Raw genomic sequence first — 14,838 nt, 5'->3', positions numbered from 1 at the left:
TTAATGTTAATGAGCTATTTCCCATGATTCCACCCCTGGGCCTCCAGGGGGATAGACGAACCTCCTGTTGTTTGCAGGTTAATGCCTTCTCCAGCCTCAGTCATATGACCAATAATGGTAAAATCAGGATCATTTTTAATCTTTTCATAATCATCAAGCGAGAGTGTAAACAACAACTCGTAATCTTCGCCCCCATTCAGGGCTGCTACCAACGGATTAATATTTAACTCTTCAGCCATTTGTTTAGTCTGTAAATCCATTGGTACTTTGTCTTCAAACAAACTGCACCCAACGCCCGACTTGGTGCACAAGTGCATAATTTCCGACGACAAACCATCTGAAATATCAATCATGGATGTGGGTTTAATTCCGATTTTTTTAAAAGCAGCAATAACATCAACCCTGGCTTCCGGTTTTAGCTGTCGCTCCAAAATATAATCGTAACCATCAAGTTTGGGTTGCATCTTTTCATTCACTTTAAACACCTCGTTTTCTCTCTCCAGCAATTGCAGCCCCATGTAGGCCCCACCCAAATCACCCGAAACACATAGCAAATCGTTTGCCCCGGCACCACTTCTTGTTACAATATTTTCTTTTTCAGCTTCGCCAACAGCGGTTATACTTATTGTTAAACCGGTAAGCGAACCAGTTGTGTCGCCTCCAATCAAATCAACATTATACTTTTGGCAGGCAAGCTTAACTCCGGCATATAATTCCTCTAAAGCTTCAACCGAAAATTTATTGGAAACCGCGACGCTTACCGTAATTTGTTTTGGAGTTGCATTCATCGCATAAATATCCGATAAGTTCACAACCACCGCTTTATAACCCAAATGTTTCAAGGGCACATACATAAGGTTAAAATGTACTCCTTCTGTCAACAAATCAGTTGAAACAACAACCTGTTTGTCCTTGTAATTTAACACGGCGGCATCGTCACCAACGCCCAAAAAAGTACTATCGTTTATTATCCGAATGTCTTTTGTCAATCGGTCAATCAGGCCAAATTCACCCAACTCCGAAATAGTTGTTCTTTTGATTTCTTTATTCATTATTAAATAAGGACAAATAAGTATGTATTAAACTGTTGAAGCCACAAAAATACCCATACTTTTATATCTTTGCAATTTTATTTAAACAGTCTTAATAAAGCGTTGTTATAAGGATAGAAAATTCAGAAAATGGAAGAACAAGATAAAATATTGAATGACGTAACGCAAGGCGAATACAAATATGGTTTTGTAACTGATATTGAAACCGAGATTATTGAAAAAGGCCTTAACGAAGACGTAATTCGTTTGATATCTGCCAAAAAAGAAGAACCTGAATTTATGTTAAAATTCAGGTTAGACGCTTTTCAGAAGTGGCAGAAAATGAAGATGCCAAACTGGGCGTATTTAAAAATTCCGCCTATCGATTTCCAGGCAATAAGTTATTATGCAGCTCCTAAAAAGGGACCAAAGTATGAAAGTCTGGATGAAGTTGACCCGGAATTACTGGAAACTTTTGAGAAGCTTGGTATTCCGCTTGAAGAGCAAAAGCAGTTGGCAGGTGTTGCCGTTGATGCGGTAATTGATTCGGTTTCGGTTAAAACAACCTTTAAAGAAACGCTGGCAGAAAAAGGCATTATTTTCTGTTCGTTTTCCGAGGCCGTGAAAGACCACCCTGATTTGGTAAAAAAATACCTCGGACAAGCGGTACCTGTAGCCGACAATTACTTTGCCGCACTTAATTCTGCCGTATTTAGCGATGGGTCGTTTTGCTACATCCCAAAAGGTGTTCGCTGCCCCATGGAACTATCAACTTATTTCAGGATTAACGCAGCCAACACCGGACAGTTTGAGCGTACACTAATTGTGGCCGACGACGACAGCTATGTGAGTTACCTTGAAGGTTGTACTGCACCAATGCGCGACGAAAACCAGCTGCACGCCGCAGTTGTTGAAATTATTACTCTCGACCGCGCAGAGGTAAAATATTCAACGGTTCAGAACTGGTATCCGGGAGATAAAAACGGCAAAGGTGGTATTTACAACTTTGTTACCAAGCGTGGTGTTTGCCGCGGCGAGTCGTCGAAGATAAGTTGGACACAGGTAGAAACAGGTTCGGCAATTACCTGGAAATACCCCAGTTGCATCCTTATGGGCGACAATTCGGTTGGAGAGTTTAACTCGGTGGCGGTTACCAACAATCATCAACAAGCCGATACCGGCTCTAAAATGATTCACATTGGCCGCAATACCAAGTCTACCATTATTTCAAAAGGTATTTCAGCCGGGAAAAGTGAAAATTCATACCGCGGATTGGTAAAGATTATGCCTAAAGCGAAAAACTCACGTAACTTTTCGCAATGCGATTCGCTACTGCTGAATGACACCTGCGGAGCGCACACATTCCCGTACATCGAAGTAGGCAATAAATCGTCGGTTGTGGAGCACGAAGCCACCACATCGAAAATTGGTGAAGACCAGATTTTTTACTGCAACCAACGTGGTATTGATACAGAAAAAGCAATCGGGATGATTGTTAACGGTTATGCCAAGGAGGTACTGAATAAGCTACCTATGGAATTTGCCGTTGAAGCTCAGAAATTGCTTCAGATCAGCCTTGAAGGCAGTGTTGGATAGACAATTAAATAACTTAGGGCAGACAGTTTTAATACACACTGCCCGCAACAGGATAAAATAAAAATGTTAAAGATTAAAGACTTATATGCTTCCGTAGAAGGGATGGAAATCCTGAAAGGAATCAACCTGGAGGTTAAACCCGGCGAGGTGCATGCCATTATGGGGCCTAACGGTTCAGGAAAAAGTACACTTGCCAATGTGCTTGCCGGAAAAGAAGATTATGAAATTACCCATGGCGAAGTGCTGTTTGAAGGGGAAGACCTGCTCGATAGGGCACCGGAAGACCGTGCCAAAGACGGGATTTTCCTTAGCTTTCAGTACCCGGTTGAAATACCCGGCGTACCCATGGTAAATTTTCTGAAAACTTCGGTTAACGAACACCGCAAACACAAAGGGCTAAAGGAACTTACTGCAGGTGAATTCCTGAAACTTATGCGCGAAAAGATGGACCTGGTGGATATGCACACCAAATTAACCAATCGTTCGGTAAATGAAGGTTTTTCAGGCGGAGAAAAAAAGAAAAATGAAATCTTTCAGATGGCTCTGCTGGAACCCAGACTGGCTATTCTTGACGAAACAGACTCGGGACTTGATATTGATGCGCTAAAAACTGTAGCACACGGTGTAAATGCCTTAAAATCGCCCGAAACAGCAGCCATTGTTGTGACCCACTACCAACGTTTGCTAGACTATATTGTCCCTGATTTTGTTCATATTCTTTATCAGGGCAAAATTGTAAAAACAGCCGGAAAAGAGCTGGCACTGGAGCTGGAAGAAAAAGGCTACGACTGGATTAAATCAGAAAACGGAAATTAACATGAGCGTTTTAGTTGACAAAGCAGATTTATCGCTAAAATATACCGCACACTACAACGAAGTAAAGGACGAGCTTTTCAAAAACTCCTCCGACATTCTGAACGCACAAAGAAATAAAGCGTTCCAGAATTTTGTACTGCAGGGTATACCAACGCGAAAAAACGAAAACTATAAATACACCAACCTCAACCCGGCTTTTCTTCCCGACTTTAAATTTATTCATACCAAAGAAGAGAAAAAAGCTAACCTGGGTGAAGTTTTTCGTTGCGATGTACCGCAACTAAATACCAACCTGGCCATGGTTTTTAATGGTTGGTTTTATAAAAACGAAACTGAAAAAGGGAATTTACCCGACGGTGTCATTCTGGACAGTCTCGAAAGTATTTCAAAAGAAAAGCCAGAGTTGTTAGAGAAATATGCCAGCCTGGCAAAAGTGGAAGAAGACCCAATGGTGGCTTTAAACACAGCTTTTGCCAAAGATGGTTTTTTTCTTTACGTACCAAAAAATGTTATTGTTGAAAGTCCGATTCAGATTATAAACCTGCTGCAGGACGAGAAGGCTACTTTTGCGACCCAACGTAACTTTATTTTGGTGGAAGACGGAGCTAAAGTGCAGGTATTGTTGTGCGACCATACACTGAATCTGAACCAGTACCTGAGCAACTCGGTAACTGAAATTTTTGCAGGCAACAATGCTGATGTTGAGTTTTATATGTTACAAAACCAACACAATAAAGCAACAAGCATTCACTCGGTTTTTATTGATCAGCAGCGCGATTCGCGTGTTACTTCGCATACCGCCTCGCTGCACGGCGGATTAATCCGTAACAACCTGAAATTTATGCTCAACGGCGAAAATGCCGAAGCCAATATGTTTGGCATGGCCTTTATGGATAAAAACCAACATGTTGATAATTTCACACAGGTAATTCATGCCTCGCCACACTGCGAGAGCAACCAGGTATATAAAAATGTACTTGATGAAAAATCATCAGGGGCATTTTCAGGGAGAATACACGTGGTGCGCGATGCCCAAAAAACTAATGCTTTCCAGCGTAACAATAACCTGTTACTTACTGACGAGGCCAACATGCAAACAAAACCACAGCTGATTATTGATGCCGACGATGTAAAATGCAGCCATGGGGCTACTGTTGGGCAAATTGATGAAGAAGCGTTGTTTTATTTGCGTGCCCGCGGTATTGATGAAGATAAAGCACGTTTGATGATGATGAATGCCTTTGCGCACGAAGTGGTAAAAGAAATTAAACTTGAACCACTGCGCGACCGGATTGACGAACTGGTTGACAAACGCCTGAAAGGTGAAGTTGCCCGTTGTCACGATTGCGCTTACCAGTGCGATTGCTAAATAATACTTTGTGAAACTTTTTTGATGCCGCACTAACTTTTTGGTAAATAAACCTTTAAGTTAAACACCGGGCACAAAGTTTCACAAAGCATCTTTTCTTTCTTTTGGCTACCTTAGCTCTATGAATTACGATACCGAAAAAATAAGAGCATATTTCCCCATACTTCAGCAAAAAGTATACAACAAACCGCTGGTTTATCTCGATACAGCAGCATCAGCACAAAAGCCGGTTCAGGTATTGCTAAAACTTGAACAATTGCACAACGACTATTACGGAAACATTCACCGGGGTGCACATTACATGGCCGATAAAGCTACGCTTGAATATGAAGAGGTTCGAGACAAAGTGAAAACTTTCATTAACGCATCCTCGCGCAAAGAGATTATTTTCACTAAAGGAGCCACTGAAAGTATAAACCTGGTAGCAAGCAGCTTCTGCGAAAAATATGTTTCAGAAGACGATGAAATTATCGTGTCTGAAATGGAACACCATTCAAATATTGTTCCCTGGCAAATTAATGCCGAAAAACGAAAAGCAAAAATTGTAAAACTTCCGTTTAACGACAATGGTTTGCTTGAAATAGAAAAGTTACCGGAACTGATTACCTCGAAAACAAGACTAATTGCAGTAAACCATGTGTCAAATGTATTGGGTACCATTAACCCCATTTCCGAAATTGTTAAAATTGCCCATAAAGCAGGTATAGCAGTTATGGTTGACGGCGCCCAGGCATCAGCACATTTAAAAATAAACGTACAAGAGCTTGATGTTGATTTTTATGCATTTTCGGCACACAAAGTTTATGGCCCAAACGGTGTTGGTGTATTGTATGGGAAAGAAAAGTGGCTGGAAGAAATGCCTCCGTATCAGGGCGGAGGACAAATGATCTCGGAGGTGTCGTTTAATGGCACAACGTTTAACGAACTGCCCTATAAATTTGAGGCCGGAACCCCTAACATTACAAACCTGGCAGGTTTTGGTGCGGCACTGGATTTGGTTAACGAGATTGGCGTTGAAAACATTGGTCGGCACGAACACGAATTACTCGAATATGCCACCCGGCAATTAAAAAACATTGAAGGTTTAAGAATTTATGGTGAGGCCCCTAATAAATCAGGGGTTATCTGTTTTAATATTAATGGAATACATTCTTACGATTTGGGAATGCTTATCGATAAAATGGGAATTGCCATTCGTACCGGTCATCACTGCGCCGATCCGATAATGCAACATTTTGGCATTTCGGCCTGTGCGCGTATCTCATTTGGGATGTACAATACCAAAGAAGAAATCGATCTTTTTATGCAGGCACTCAACAAAGCAATACTGATGCTGTAGGATATTTCTACAAAAAAGAAAATGCCATCCGATTTGAATGAGTCAAACGAATGGCATTTTTTATAATAGAAGTTCTACTAAAAATAAGCCTAATAATTTGTTTCTTTAATTTCGAAATACGACTGAGGGTGCTGGCAAGCCGGGCACAATTTTGGCGCCGCTTTTCCTTCGTGAATAAAACCACAGTTTCTGCATTTCCAAACTACCTTGTCGCCACGCTTAAATACTTTTCCCTCCTCAAGATTTGTGTATAAAGTGCGGTAGCGGTTTTCGTGTGCTTCTTCCACACGGGCAATTAATTTAAAAGCCATTGCAATTTCTTTAAATCCCTCTTCTTCGGCAACTTTTGCAAATTCCGGATACAGTTCCGTCCATTCTTCGTTTTCACCTTCGGCTGATGCTTTCAGGTTTTCCATAGTTGTACCAATTTTTCCGGCCGGATAAGTGGCAGTAATTTCTACCATATTTCCGTCTTCCAGAAATTTAAAGAAACGTTTGGCATGCTCTTTTTCGTTGAGTGCTGTTTCTTCAAAAATGGCAGCAATTTGCTCTAATCCTTCTTTTTTTGCTTGTTTGGCAAAATAATCGTAACGCATGCGTGCCTGCGATTCACCTGCAAATGCTTTTAACAAATTCTGTTCGGTTTTGGTACCTGCTAATTTTGTCATCTTATAATTTAATTTTAGTTTTTTTTTGAGAAAAATAAAGGTAATAAAATAGCTTAATGCAAACTATACATAAAGTTAGTTTTGAATTAGTCTGAATAAAGCTCTTACCGCATTGTCAGAAATTAAAAAATTACGACCTTTGCTTTCGTTCAAAACATTTTTATATGAGCATAGAAGAAATTCAGCAAGAGATAATTGAGGAGTTTTCGATGTACGAAGACTGGATGGACAAATACGGATACCTGATTGAATTGGGTAACGATTTGGAAGAACTGGATGCGAAAGATAAGAACGACCAGAATATTATTAAAGGTTGCCAATCGCGTGTTTGGCTGGTGGCCGATATGAAAGACGGTAAAATCGATTTTCGCGGCGAAAGCGATGCGGTTATTGTAAAAGGTTTGGTAGCCTTGTTGCTTCGCGTGGTTTCGGGGCGCACACCCAAAGAACTACTTGAAAATGAGCTGCATTTTATTGACGACCTGGGACTAAAACAACACCTGTCGCCTACCCGCTCGAACGGTCTGTTGGCGATGGTAAAACAAATTCGTTTATACGCTGTTGCATATAGCAAGATTGCAGGATAAGGAGGCTATGAAATGGATAAAAGAATAGACTTAATAATAAATAACCTAAAAGAGGTTTACGACCCGGAGATTCCGGTAAACGTTTACGATTTGGGACTGATTTACAACGTGGATGTGGACGAAAATAACCAGGCCAATATACTCATGACGCTCACTGCGCCGGGTTGCCCGGTGGTTGATGTTTTAGTCGACGATATCACTCAGGCGGCCCAATCGGTTGAAGGAATTGAAAAAGTTGACGTAGAATTAACTTTCGAACCACCATGGGATAAATCGATGATGAGCGAAGAGGCCCGGCTCGAATTGGGTTTCTTTTAAGCTTATTGAATTCTTTCCCCTGGCATTCAGGAAACATCTCCTTTAAGCCAAATCACCATAAATTTTGGTATTTTCGCTGCTTATGAATTGGTTCCCTTTTAATTCAAAAGTTGTTATACTTTGTGACGGATCTTTCCCCAACCATGCCGTACCTCTTTCGGTATTAACAAATGCACACGAAATAATCTGCTGCGATGGAGCCGCTGATAAACTCATTGAATTTGGCATGGAGCCAACATTTATAGTGGGCGATATTGATTCGGTATCGGAAGAAACAAAAAAGAATTATGCCGAACGTATTGTTTTAAATACCGACCAAGAAACCAACGACCAAACCAAAGCCGTTGAATTTGTGCTGAGCCGGGGTGCCAAAGAAGTTATTATTTTAGGTGCCACCGGAAAACGCGAGGATCATACCATCGGCAATATTTCCTTACTGTTAAATTATGCTGAAAAGCTTAATGTAATTTCCATCAGCAATTCGGGTATTTTTCGTCCGGTTCTTTATTCGCAGTCACTGCCTTCGTTTAAGAGACAACAGGTTTCCATTTTTTCATTGGGGATTCCGGCTGCCATTACTTCAAAAAATTTAAAATATCCTTTAAAAAACACCACCTTAAGCTCCTGGTGGATGGGCACCTTAAACGAATGCATGGGTGATTCTTTTTCACTTGAGTTTGCTACCGGAAAGCTCATCGTTTTTCAAAAATTTGACCAATAGGCATAAAAAAAAGGCGCCCCTTAAGCGCCTTCTTCCATATTTTTATCTGTACGTTATTCAATTTTCATTGGCTTATCTACTTTTGTTTTCAGCAAAGCAATTTCAAGCACATCCATTATAGTTTCAACAAAATGGAACTTTAAGCCTTTTAGGTAAGCCTCTTTAATATCCTCCAGGTTTTTCCTGTTTTCTTTCGATAAGATAACTTCGGTAATACCTGCACGTTTTGCAGCCAGAATTTTTTCTTTTATCCCCCCAACCGGAAGCACTTTTCCCCGCAAAGTTATTTCGCCGGTCATGGCCAGGTTTTTCTTCACTTTTCGCTGGGTAAATGCCGATGCTAACGACGTAACCATTGTCACTCCGGCCGATGGGCCATCTTTTGGAATTGCCCCTTCAGGTACGTGCACATGCACATTCCAATTCTCGAAAACCTGTGGCTTTATATTTAATTCCTCGGCATGCGATTTCAGGTATTCGTGTGCCAGCATTGCCGATTCTTTCATTACATCGCCCAGGTTACCGGTAAGGGTTAATGCTCCTTTGCCTTTGCTCAGGCTGGTTTCCACAAAAAGAATTTCGCCGCCCACTGCAGTCCAGGCCAGCCCGGTTACCACACCAGCAAAATCGTTGCCCTGGTATTTTTCTTTCGAATATTCGATTACTCCAAGGTATTCGCGAACATCAGCCTTGGTAAGCTTTTTATTGTACGATTCCTCAAAAGCAATTTTTTTGGCAATCCTGCGAACCACCTTGGCCAGCTTTTTATCCAGTTCCCTCACCCCACTTTCGCGTGTATAGCCATCAATTATCAATTCAATAATATCTTTCGGAAATGTAAGGTCTGCTTTCTTTAATCCGTGGTTTTCCAGCTGCTTCGGGATAAGATGTCGTTTGGCAATCTCAATTTTTTCTTCAACCAGGTAACCACTCACTTCAATTAGTTCCAAACGGTCGCGCAACGGCGGTGCAATGGTGCTCAAGGAATTGGCAGTTGCAATAAACATTACTTTCGACAGGTCGTAATCCTGTTCAATATAATTGTCATGAAACTCGCCATTTTGTTCCGGATCAAGCACCTCAAGCAAAGCTGAAGCCGGGTCGCCATGAAAATGTTTCGAAACTTTATCAATCTCATCCAAAATAAACACGGGATTCGATGATTTGGCTTTTTTAATATTCTGAATTATTCGTCCGGGCATGGCTCCGATGTAGGTTTTCCGGTGGCCGCGAATTTCTGATTCATCGTGTAAACCGCCTAAACTCATACGTGCATATTTACGCCCAAGTGCCCGCGCTACTGATTTCCCCAACGATGTTTTTCCAACTCCCGGAGGGCCATACAAGCAAAGGATGGGCGATTTCATATCGTTTTTCAGTTTTAACACTGCCAAGTGTTCCAGCATCCGTTCCTTTACTTTTTCAAGGCCGTAGTGGTCTTCGTCAAGTACTTTACTGGCATGCTTTAAATCAAAATTATCTTCGGTATATTCATTCCAGGGTAAATCGAGCAGGGTTTGGCAAAAAGTAAACTGTACTGAATATTCACCTGCGGCCGGATTCAAACGTGCCAGCTTTTCCACCTCGCGATGAAAAAACTCATCCACCTCTTTCGTCCATTTTTTGTCTTTTGCACGTTCCTTCAGGTTATTAATTTCCTGCTCCACCGGATTGCCACCGAGCTCATCCTGAATGGTTTTCATTTGCTGGTTTAGCATGAACTCGCGCTGCTGCTTATCCATGTCGGTTTTAACCTTTTTCTGGATATCCTGTTTCAGCTCCAACATTTGTACCTCTTTTACCAAAAAGCTAATGGCCTGTATTCCCCTGTCTTTAAGCACTCCTATTTCGAGCAGCTTTTGTTTATCGTCGACATTAATATCGGTATTGGAACAAATAAAGTTGATAAGAAAGGTAGAGTTTTCGATATTTTTAACGGCAAAAGTAGCTTCGGGGGGCACATTTGCCGAGAACTGTGCAACCTTTATCGACAAGTCTTTTAGAGAACCTACAATGGCATTAAACTCGTTATCATCCTCCGAGCTTAAATCATTCAAAGGTTCAACTGATGCCTTAAAATAGGGATCTTCGGCAACAAATTCATTTACTTTAAAACGCCTTTTCCCCTGAATAATCACAGAGGTTGAGCCATCGGGCATTTCAAGCACTTTCATTATTTCTGCAACGGTACCAATATCATACAAATCGGCTGTTTCGGGCCGGTCTACGGTATAATCTTTCTGTGCTACCGTTCCCAGCAATTTACTGCCACGATTAACATCGCGTATTAATTTTAACGAACGTTCGCGCCCAACTGTGATTGGCAGTACTACCCCCGGAAACAATACGGTATTACGCAATGGCAAAATGGGCAACACCGAAGGTACCTCCGTATTTTTAAGTTCCTTGTCGTCTCCATCAGCAATTATTGGAAGAAAATCCGATTCATCATCCATCATTCCCGATCCAAACATTGTATGCAACGCTGTATTTTTATATTTCCCCATGATTCTTTTTATATGATGACAATCTGTCGTTAAACAGATCGGTTCAGGCAAAACAATGCCTTGTTTTAAACGACTTGCATAAAAACAATAGCCATGCCATTTCTCCAGATTGTAATTATTTCGGGCATGTTTACCTATACAAAACTAAAATACCGACAAAATTGCATTAAAATCGTCAGTTCCTGCCTGCGCAGATATTTTTCAGATAAAAAAAAAGCATTCATCAAACTGACGAATGCTTTTCTTCTATTTCTTTATGAAAGTTATTTCTTTCTGTTCTCCATGTGTTTTCCGTAACGGCTCATGAATTTGTCAACACGTCCGGCAGTATCCACAAGTTTGGTTTTACCTGTGTAAAATGGATGCGAAGTATTAGAAATTTCCAGTTTATAAACCGGGTATTCAACTCCGTCGATAGTTTCTGTTTCTTTGGTATCAACAGTAGAGCGGGTAATAAAAGTATGACCGTTCGACATGTCTTTAAAAGCTACCAATCTGTACTCCTTTGGATGAATGTCTTTTTTCATTTTGCTTTATTTTTTCTGGGAATGGTTACATTTCCCTTATGCAATCCATTCGTAAATTTATAATTCAATTCTAATTTTCGGCCTGCAAAGATATATATTGTTTGTAACTTTCCAAAAAGTTATACTATTTATTTGCTTCGTAAACAAGTTGTTAATCTAGCTTATAAGTGGAGCTTTGGTTACCGGTTTGCTCCTGTCGAACATATACCGCATGGTATAATGGGTTTTGGCTCTTTTTGCGCCTGTAGCTTCGTAAATAGCAATTATTTTCGGATTAAAATCGCCTGCCCACGAGAGTTCAACCTCGGTGTAGTGGCGATGCGATTTCTTTTTCATTATTTGCTCCTGATGCCAGAAGATTCCTGACTCAATTCCAGAACGCTGGAATTTTGGATCAACCCCCATCAGAAAAATCCGGGTACGATTGATTACTTTTTTCTTTTTATAGTATAAAAACTTCAGAATCCCCGGCAAATTCAACTTCCCGTTAAGCTTTGCCAACAGCTGATTGATATCGGGAATCATTACAAACATGGCAATTGGTTTTTCGTCGGCATAGGCATACCAAATCATTTCCGGGTCAAGAATGGCTTTTGATTCGGTAAGGAAATCATGTAAATCATCCGGGTCAAGTGGTTTATAGTGCTCATGAAAAGACCAGGCGGCATCGTAAATATCGCAGAAGTCTTTTACAAATTTATCGGCCTGTTTAAAATCGAAATGTTTAAACTGGTACTGCGGCTTTTTGGCCACCCAGCCTGCAATTTTCCAAAAGCGTTCGGGAAAAGGCACCGTATAATCAAGGTGGTAACAATACTGCTCGAAATAAACATCAAAACCAAATTCCCGAAAAAGTTTCTCGTAATATTTAGGATTGTATGGCATGCCAAATCCCTGTGGCATAAAACCGTCAACCAACAGTCCCCAGTTTACGTAATTTTCGCCAAAATTTATGGGACCATCCATGGCTTCCATACCGTTTTCTTTATTCCAATTGGCAGCTGCATTAAAAAGCAGGTTAGCTGCTTCCTGGTTGTCAATACACTCAAAAAAACCACAGCCTCCGGTTGGTTGCTCGTAGGTTTTTGCCAGATTAAAATTTATAAATGCAGCTATGCGGCCTATAAGCTCACCTTTTTCGTTAAGCAGTACCCAACGAATAGCTTTACCATTCCTAAAGGTTTTGTTTTTATTCGGATCAAAAATCCCCTCAACCATTCCCTGCAACGGAGCCACCCAGTTCGAATCATTCTTGTAAATAATATGGGGCACCTGGTGAAACTGTTTTTTTGTCCGCTTGTCAACGACTTCTAGTAACTGCATTTTCTGATTTTTGTGGCAATATTAGTTTAAAAATCAACACTAAATACCATTTTTATTCAATAATCGGTACCCTTTCAAATTCTTTCTACGGGTTAAATAAATCGCGCAAAGTGCAATGCGTTTGTGTTCGTCTGGCTCCGAACGATTTAAACAGGGCATTCATCTTCGGATCAAAATCGCCTACCCAACTCATCTTGACATGATTATACCACTACTTTCATAACACTACTTTTTAAGGTGATAAAAAATGGCCGATTCCATTCCTTTTCCCCGGAAACCTGAACCAATTGGGTAATCAATGTTGATTTTGGGTTGCATAAAGGCCAAAATTAATACTTACAGTCTAAAAATAAAAAAGGACCTGTCGGCTGTTCCAACAAGTCCTTTTCGGTATTTTATTTATTGTATTAATCGCGGCTGGCGATTTTCGACAATAAGCGCAGTATTTCGAGGTATAACCAAATAAGCGTTACCATTAACCCGAAAGCCCCGTACCACTCCATGTATTTTGGAGCACCCTGTGCCGATGCTTTTTCGATAAATGAAAAATCGAGCACCAGGTTTAAAGCAGCAATGGCCACAACAACTAAACTAATTCCAATACTCAAATTGCTGTTACCGTGTAAAAAAGAGGTATCCATCCCAAACATTCCACCAATAAAGCTTACCAGGTAAACAACGGCAATTCCTGCGGTAGCTGCAACCACACCCATCATAAATTTTTGGGTTACTTTAATAATTCCCGAACGGTATAAAAACAGCATTACCATAAAAACGGCCAGCGTTAGCATTACTGCTCTCAACACTATTCCTTGCTGAGGATACATGCTCTCGAATAAGGCAGAAATTCCCCCCAGAAACAATCCTTCGAAAACCGCATAAACCGGAGCTGAAATACCCGAACTTTGCGGGCGAAAAACAGTTACCAAAACTGTTATAAAGCCGCCGATTCCGCCAATGGCCAGCCAGGGTGCAACTGCTGCAATTCCTGCTTCAGGATTACTTGCAACTGCATCAAAAAATTTGTTCCAGGTAAAAACGGCACCGGCAATTACCAACAGCAACATTAATGCTGTTTTATTTATGGTGCCATTTACAGTCATTACATCCGACTGTGCCGTATAATTCCTGCTAAATACATTCTCTTTTAAAACAGGATTTGAAGATTTTGTAATATTCATCATTCTTAATTTTTCGTTTCTTTAATTAAAACATTATCGTTTTCAGCAGCCACTATAACAAACAGTCTGCCACGAAGTTTTTACCTGACAGCTTTTCAGTAGTTCCTTCTCACTAAAGGTTAAAACGTTCCTGAACATATTCGCTGCTTAACTCTTCAAAGAGTTCTTCGCCAAGTTTAACTGCAATTTCGGAGTCGCTTAACTGAAAATTTTTCGACAGTTCAATGCATTGTTCATTTAGCACTTTTGAACGACACCCCATTCCGATTATGGCACGGTAAATAGGCGTATATAATTTTTTGTCTTTTGCCAGTGTTAACAACTCTTCGAAGAAAGGTTCAAACATTTCGTCGATGGCCTTTTTGTCAGTAATTGCAAGTCGCCCAATAAGGTGAACTCCTGAAAAGCGCACCAGGTGTTTTTTGCCGCGGCACCACTCCAGTGCTTTTACAAAGGCAAACTTACTTTTCACCCACAAATTGGTTGAGGCTTGTTCGGCAATTTCGGTATTCTCGAAACTTTTTGTCCAGAAATCCATTTGCTCTTCGGTAACTTCGGCAGGCTCGTCGAGCAGTGTTGCCAATATCATTGTTTCGCGCCATTGCTTATTCCACAGCTTTAACGCCAGCAAATGATTTGCCTCGTAATTTTGTGCTATCTCGCGTAAATCGAGCAACGACACTCCCCAGTTCAATTTATACGAAATACCGCGTTTGTTCATTGCCTCTGCAACTTCACCACTTTGCCTTAATCGTGTAGTTTTTAACAATTGTTGAAATTGCTTCTCTGTTTCCTGGTTGTCAAGAATAAAATCCATTTTCAAAATTTAAGCAAAAATAAAATAAATGCATTTAT

Annotated in this window: 14 protein-coding genes; 7 read left to right on the top strand and 7 right to left on the bottom strand. The window is 40.7% G+C overall.

Annotated elements, in window-relative coordinates:
• Window positions 1-14: 14 nt before the first annotated feature.
• A complete protein-coding gene (gene thiL, locus QZ574_RS03930; protein ID WP_297086992.1) occupies window positions 15-1,052 on the bottom strand; it encodes a thiamine-phosphate kinase in 1,038 nt (345 codons plus the stop codon).
• Window positions 1,053-1,181: 129 nt separating this feature from the next.
• On the opposite strand from thiL, the gene sufB reads away from it, so the two are divergent.
• From sufB to QZ574_RS03910, 4 genes are all read left to right on the top strand, one after another.
• Entirely contained in the window at window positions 1,182-2,627 is a 1,446-nt protein-coding gene (gene sufB / locus QZ574_RS03925) for a Fe-S cluster assembly protein SufB (protein ID WP_297086990.1), read from the top strand.
• Window positions 2,628-2,690: 63 nt separating this feature from the next.
• Window positions 2,691-3,443, top strand: coding sequence for a Fe-S cluster assembly ATPase SufC (gene sufC / locus QZ574_RS03920; RefSeq protein ID WP_297086988.1), 753 nt, complete (start codon window positions 2,691-2,693; stop codon window positions 3,441-3,443).
• Window position 3,444: 1 nt separating this feature from the next.
• A complete protein-coding gene (gene sufD / locus QZ574_RS03915) occupies window positions 3,445-4,812 on the top strand; it encodes a Fe-S cluster assembly protein SufD (RefSeq protein ID WP_297086986.1) in 1,368 nt (455 codons plus the stop codon).
• Window positions 4,813-4,933: 121 nt separating this feature from the next.
• The gene (locus QZ574_RS03910; RefSeq protein WP_297086984.1) at window positions 4,934-6,151 is read left to right on the top strand and encodes a cysteine desulfurase; all 1,218 of its coding nucleotides are present in this window, start codon (window positions 4,934-4,936) and stop codon (window positions 6,149-6,151) included.
• Between the two features lie 89 nt (window positions 6,152-6,240).
• Here the strand turns inward: QZ574_RS03910 and rbr are convergent, their stop codons facing one another.
• Complete coding sequence (gene rbr / locus QZ574_RS03905; protein ID WP_297086983.1) at window positions 6,241-6,819, bottom strand: rubrerythrin; 579 nt, start codon at window positions 6,817-6,819, stop codon at window positions 6,241-6,243.
• A gap of 164 nt (window positions 6,820-6,983) precedes the next feature.
• On the opposite strand from rbr, the gene QZ574_RS03900 reads away from it, so the two are divergent.
• The 3 genes from QZ574_RS03900 (at window position 6,984) to QZ574_RS03890 (ending at window position 8,445) form a co-directional block, all read left to right on the top strand.
• Entirely contained in the window at window positions 6,984-7,406 is a 423-nt protein-coding gene (locus tag QZ574_RS03900) for a SufE family protein (protein WP_297086981.1), read from the top strand.
• Window positions 7,407-7,418: 12 nt separating this feature from the next.
• Window positions 7,419-7,724 (top strand): iron-sulfur cluster assembly protein, encoded by a 306-nt coding sequence (locus tag QZ574_RS03895; protein WP_297086979.1) that lies wholly within the window; start codon window positions 7,419-7,421, stop codon window positions 7,722-7,724.
• An 82-nt stretch (window positions 7,725-7,806) separates the two neighbouring features.
• Complete coding sequence (locus QZ574_RS03890) at window positions 7,807-8,445, top strand: thiamine diphosphokinase (protein ID WP_297086977.1); 639 nt, start codon at window positions 7,807-7,809, stop codon at window positions 8,443-8,445.
• A 53-nt stretch (window positions 8,446-8,498) separates the two neighbouring features.
• Here the strand turns inward: QZ574_RS03890 and lon are convergent, their stop codons facing one another.
• The 5 genes from lon to QZ574_RS03865 all read right to left on the bottom strand — a co-directional run bounded on the left by lon (window position 8,499) and on the right by QZ574_RS03865 (window position 14,800).
• A complete protein-coding gene (lon, locus tag QZ574_RS03885; RefSeq protein WP_297086975.1) occupies window positions 8,499-10,952 on the bottom strand; it encodes an endopeptidase La in 2,454 nt (817 codons plus the stop codon).
• A 263-nt stretch (window positions 10,953-11,215) separates the two neighbouring features.
• Window positions 11,216-11,479 carry a type B 50S ribosomal protein L31 gene (locus QZ574_RS03880; protein WP_297086974.1) on the bottom strand — a complete coding sequence of 88 codons (264 nt, stop codon included), beginning with the start codon at window positions 11,477-11,479 and terminating at the stop codon, window positions 11,216-11,218.
• Window positions 11,480-11,635: 156 nt separating this feature from the next.
• The gene (locus QZ574_RS03875) at window positions 11,636-12,802 is read right to left on the bottom strand and encodes a GNAT family N-acetyltransferase (RefSeq protein ID WP_297086972.1); all 1,167 of its coding nucleotides are present in this window, start codon (window positions 12,800-12,802) and stop codon (window positions 11,636-11,638) included.
• 407 nt (window positions 12,803-13,209) lie between these two features.
• Window positions 13,210-13,986 carry a Bax inhibitor-1/YccA family protein gene (locus tag QZ574_RS03870; protein ID WP_297086970.1) on the bottom strand — a complete coding sequence of 259 codons (777 nt, stop codon included), beginning with the start codon at window positions 13,984-13,986 and terminating at the stop codon, window positions 13,210-13,212.
• 109 nt (window positions 13,987-14,095) lie between these two features.
• Window positions 14,096-14,800, bottom strand: a complete 705-nt coding sequence (locus QZ574_RS03865) for a hypothetical protein (protein WP_297086967.1) — start codon at window positions 14,798-14,800, stop codon at window positions 14,096-14,098.
• Window positions 14,801-14,838: the final 38 nt, after the last annotated feature.

Source organism: uncultured Draconibacterium sp. (assembly GCF_913063105.1).
GTDB lineage: Bacteria > Bacteroidota > Bacteroidia > Bacteroidales > Prolixibacteraceae > Draconibacterium.
The sequence above is the reverse complement of the archived record's forward strand: the minus strand, read 5'-3'. Positions and strand labels throughout refer to the sequence as shown.

Bases quoted from the DNA above. Each gene is read 5' to 3' on its own strand.
- thiL (WP_297086992.1), bottom strand. From the start codon at position 1,052: ATGAATAAAGAAATCAAAAGAACAACTATTTCGGAGTTGGGTGAATTT.
- sufB (WP_297086990.1), top strand. From the start codon at position 1,182: ATGGAAGAACAAGATAAAATATTGAATGACGTAACGCAAGGCGAATAC.
- sufC (WP_297086988.1), top strand. From the start codon at position 2,691: ATGTTAAAGATTAAAGACTTATATGCTTCCGTAGAAGGGATGGAAATC.
- sufD (WP_297086986.1), top strand. From the start codon at position 3,445: ATGAGCGTTTTAGTTGACAAAGCAGATTTATCGCTAAAATATACCGCA.
- QZ574_RS03910 (WP_297086984.1), top strand. From the start codon at position 4,934: ATGAATTACGATACCGAAAAAATAAGAGCATATTTCCCCATACTTCAG.
- rbr (WP_297086983.1), bottom strand. From the start codon at position 6,819: ATGACAAAATTAGCAGGTACCAAAACCGAACAGAATTTGTTAAAAGCA.
- QZ574_RS03900 (WP_297086981.1), top strand. From the start codon at position 6,984: ATGAGCATAGAAGAAATTCAGCAAGAGATAATTGAGGAGTTTTCGATG.
- QZ574_RS03895 (WP_297086979.1), top strand. From the start codon at position 7,419: ATGGATAAAAGAATAGACTTAATAATAAATAACCTAAAAGAGGTTTAC.
- QZ574_RS03890 (WP_297086977.1), top strand. From the start codon at position 7,807: ATGAATTGGTTCCCTTTTAATTCAAAAGTTGTTATACTTTGTGACGGA.
- lon (WP_297086975.1), bottom strand. From the start codon at position 10,952: ATGGGGAAATATAAAAATACAGCGTTGCATACAATGTTTGGATCGGGA.
- QZ574_RS03880 (WP_297086974.1), bottom strand. From the start codon at position 11,479: ATGAAAAAAGACATTCATCCAAAGGAGTACAGATTGGTAGCTTTTAAA.
- QZ574_RS03875 (WP_297086972.1), bottom strand. From the start codon at position 12,802: ATGCAGTTACTAGAAGTCGTTGACAAGCGGACAAAAAAACAGTTTCAC.
- QZ574_RS03870 (WP_297086970.1), bottom strand. From the start codon at position 13,986: ATGATGAATATTACAAAATCTTCAAATCCTGTTTTAAAAGAGAATGTA.
- QZ574_RS03865 (WP_297086967.1), bottom strand. From the start codon at position 14,800: ATGGATTTTATTCTTGACAACCAGGAAACAGAGAAGCAATTTCAACAA.